General features: G+C 42.1%; 4 protein-coding genes. All 4 read right to left on the minus strand.

Annotated elements, in window-relative coordinates:
* Positions 1-831: formyltetrahydrofolate deformylase (purU, locus tag Q8907_14580; protein MDP4275498.1), on the minus strand; the 831-nt coding region annotated here is incomplete at its 3' end.
* Between the two features lie 20 nt (positions 832-851).
* A complete protein-coding gene (hisB, locus tag Q8907_14585) occupies positions 852-1,976 on the minus strand; it encodes a bifunctional histidinol-phosphatase/imidazoleglycerol-phosphate dehydratase HisB (protein MDP4275499.1) in 1,125 nt (374 codons plus the stop codon).
* Positions 1,977-1,980: 4 nt separating this feature from the next.
* Positions 1,981-3,018 (minus strand): histidinol-phosphate transaminase, encoded by a 1,038-nt coding sequence (hisC, locus tag Q8907_14590; protein MDP4275500.1) that lies wholly within the window; start codon positions 3,016-3,018, stop codon positions 1,981-1,983.
* A gap of 3 nt (positions 3,019-3,021) precedes the next feature.
* The gene (locus Q8907_14595) at positions 3,022-3,438 is read right to left on the minus strand and encodes a secondary thiamine-phosphate synthase enzyme YjbQ (GenBank protein ID MDP4275501.1); all 417 of its coding nucleotides are present in this window, start codon (positions 3,436-3,438) and stop codon (positions 3,022-3,024) included.
* Positions 3,439-3,448: the final 10 nt, after the last annotated feature.

Raw genomic sequence — 3,448 nt, forward strand, 5'->3', positions numbered from 1 at the left:
ACGCGAAAGAACGATCTTTTCCAAATCCCTTCCTTTGCGGATAAACGTATCCACAGAATCCTTATGGCTGACACGGGTTACATCCTGTTCGATAATAGGTCCCGCATCCAGTTCGGTAGTAACATAGTGGCTGGTGGCCCCAATTATTTTCACTCCTCTCAGATAAGCCGAATGATAGGGCTTTGCCCCGGGAAATGCAGGCAAAAAAGAATGGTGAATATTGATGATTTTATTGGGATATTCACGGATAAAACTATCGGACAACACCTGCATATAACGGGCCAGTACCACAAAATCAATATTGCTCTCTCTCATTAACTTGAGTTCTGCCCGTTCCTGATCTAATTTATTTTCGGCAGTAATGGGGAAATACATAAAATTGAAACCCAGACGTCGGATAACCGGCGCCAGTTCCCTGTGATTACTGATGATAAGGGGAATATTCACATTCAATTCCCCGGCCTGAAAACGGGAAAGAATATCAAACAAACAATGCGACAATTTGGAAACAAAAATGGCCATGTTCAGCTTTTTATCCGGGAAATAAATATGGAACTGCATGGAATACTTGGAAGCAATGAGAGTCTGAAAATATTCCCCTATTTTTCCGGCAGGAATGGCAAAATTGGCCAGTTCCCATTCAATGCGCATAAAGAATATTTTTTCCTGCTTTTCCACATGCTGTTCCAGAAAGATAATATTCCCGCTATTTTCGTTGATAAATTCAGTAACACTGGACACTATTCCTTTTTGATCCGGGCAATGCATCAAAAGTATGGCAGTATTCCTGGGTTCCGCAAGCTGATCGTTTATTAGTTTATTGGTTTTCACAATGTTCCCCGGATTTTTTATTATAAAGTTCCTTTGGTTGAAGGAAGGGAGAAGTTAAACACGTCACGTTTAACAGCAGCTTTGATAGCCCGGGCAAATGCCTTAAAAATCCCTTCAATCTTATGATGTTCGTTTGTCCCTTCCGCCCTGATATTCAGATTACAACGTGCCGCATCAGAGAATGACTTAAAGAAATGAAGAAACATTTCGGTAGGCATCTCTCCCACTTTCTCCCTGTGAAATTCGGTTTCCCAAACCAGCCAGCTTCTGCCGCCAAAATCAAGCAGTACCTGGGCCGAGCAATCGTCCATGGGCAGTGCAAAACCATAACGTTCAATGCCGCGCTTGCTGCCCAAGGCCTTATAAAAAGCCTCACCAAGGGCAATGGCCGTATCTTCAATAGTATGATGCTCATCCACTTCCAAATCACCTTTTACCTGAATTTTCAGGTCACAACCCGAATGACGGGCAATTTGCCCCAGCATGTGGTCGAAAAAACCAAGCCCGGTTGAAATTTCAGCCTTTCCGTTTCCATCGAGATTAAGCTCGATATGAATATCTGTTTCACTGGTTTTCCGGTCAATGGCAGCGGTTCTTTCACCGGAAACAAGAAACTCATATATTTTATTCCAGTTTTCTGCAATCAGGGCGCAATAATTTTCCAGTCCGCGGCTTTTTAAGTCAGCCAATTTTTCAATACTTCCCAACAAAATAGCCTTTGCCCCAATGTTTTTAGCCAGTTCGACATCGGTCAACCGGTCGCCAATTACAAAAGAAGCAGACAGGTCATAACTTCCGTTCATGTATGCAGGAAGCAGGCCTGTACGGGGCTTGCGTGTCGGTGCATTATCTTCAGGCCAGGAACGGTCAATCAATATATTATCAAAAACAATTCCTTCATTTTCCAAGGTTTTCAGCATTTTTCCCTGAACCCGCTTAAAACGTTCTTCGGGATAAGCAGCAGTTCCCAAGCCGTCCTGGTTGGAAACCATCACCAGCTCAAAATCCAGGTTTTTACGGATAAAATACATATTCCGCAAAACACCAGGCAAAAATTCCAATTCATCCAGCGTATTGACCTGGAAAGTAACCGGAGGTTCCACAATCAACGTACCATCCCTATCTATAAAAAGCGCTTTTTTCATTTAACTAATTTTTATATTCCGACAATGCTTTGACCAGCAACTCATTTTCTTCTTTGGACCCAACGGAAATACGCATGCAGCCTTCACAAAGATGAACGGAGGAACGGTTTCTTACAATTATCTTACTGTCAACCAAATATTTATACACATTTATCGGATCAATAACTTTAGCCAGAAAAAAATTGGCATCCGACGGGTATATTTTTTCAACAACCTTTAATTTACTCAGTTTTTCAATTAGTTCCTTCTTTTGCATTAGAATGAGTTTAACCCAATTTTCCTTTTCTTCCACACGGCGAAGCCCTTCAATAGCTTTCTGCTGGGTAAGATAATTTACATTATAAGGATATTTTATTTTATCGAAAACAGCAATGATATCTGGCTGGGCAAAAGCCATGCCCAGCCGTATGCCAGCCATAGCCCATGCTTTGGATAAAGTCTGGAAAATAATCAGATTGGGCAATTTATCTAAATATTTGACCAGGCTGCTTTGCGAAGAAAAATCGATATAAGCTTCATCAACAACCACCAGGCCTTTGAAATGCTCAATAATGCTCAGTAAATCAGACTCTTCAAAACTATTGGCAGTAGGATTATTGGGTGAGCAAAGAAAAATCAGCCTCGTATTTGCATCAACTGCATTTACCAGGGCCTTCATATCTATCTTAAAATCGGGAGTAAGGGAAACTTTCCTGAACTCAACATTGTTAATATGGGCAGCTACCGAATACATCCCGTAGGATGGGTCAAGGGAAACGATATTGTGCTGGCCGGGTTCGCAAAAGGCTCGGATAACCAAGTCAATAGCTTCATCGCTTCCGTTTCCGGTAAATACCTGCGAGGGTTTTATTTTTTTCTGCTGTGCAATCAGGCCCCTCAGCTCTTTTTGTAAGGGATCGGGATAACGGTTAAATGGATAATTATAAGGATTTTCGTTTGCATCCAGCAAAACGGCCGCATCTCCTGAATATTCGTTTCTTGCCGATGAATAGGGCTCCAAAGCCCTGATATTGTCGCGGGTTAATTTATCTATATCAAACATATCTTATTCTCCGATTATTTTCACCAATACTCTTTTCCGGCGTTTTCCGTCAAATTCGCCATAAAATATTTGTTCCCAGGGCCCGAAATCAAGCTTTCCTTGGCTGACAGCAACCACCACCTCGCGCCCCATGACGCTCCGCTTCAGGTGTGCATCGGCATTATCCTCAAAACCATTGTGTTTATACTGGGAATAAGGTTTTTCAGGAGCCAGCTTTTCAAGCCAAACTTCAAAATCATGATGAAGTCCACTTTCGTCATCATTAATAAACACACTGGCTGTGATATGCATCGCATTGCAAAGCAGGAGTCCTTCACTGATCCCGCTTTCAGCCAGACATTGTTCCACTTGCGGAGTAATATTCACATATCCCCGGCGCGTGGGTAACTCAAACCAAAGTTCTTTACGGTAAGATTTCATTTCATCATGG

The sequence above is a fragment of the Bacteroidota bacterium genome (genome assembly GCA_030706565.1).
Lineage (GTDB): Bacteria > Bacteroidota > Bacteroidia > Bacteroidales > JAUZOH01 > JAUZOH01.

Bases quoted from the DNA above. Each gene is read 5' to 3' on its own strand.
- hisB (MDP4275499.1), bottom strand. From the start codon at position 1,976: ATGAAAAAAGCGCTTTTTATAGATAGGGATGGTACGTTGATTGTGGAA.
- hisC (MDP4275500.1), bottom strand. From the start codon at position 3,018: ATGTTTGATATAGATAAATTAACCCGCGACAATATCAGGGCTTTGGAG.
- Q8907_14595 (MDP4275501.1), bottom strand. From the start codon at position 3,438: ATGAAATCTTACCGTAAAGAACTTTGGTTTGAGTTACCCACGCGCCGG.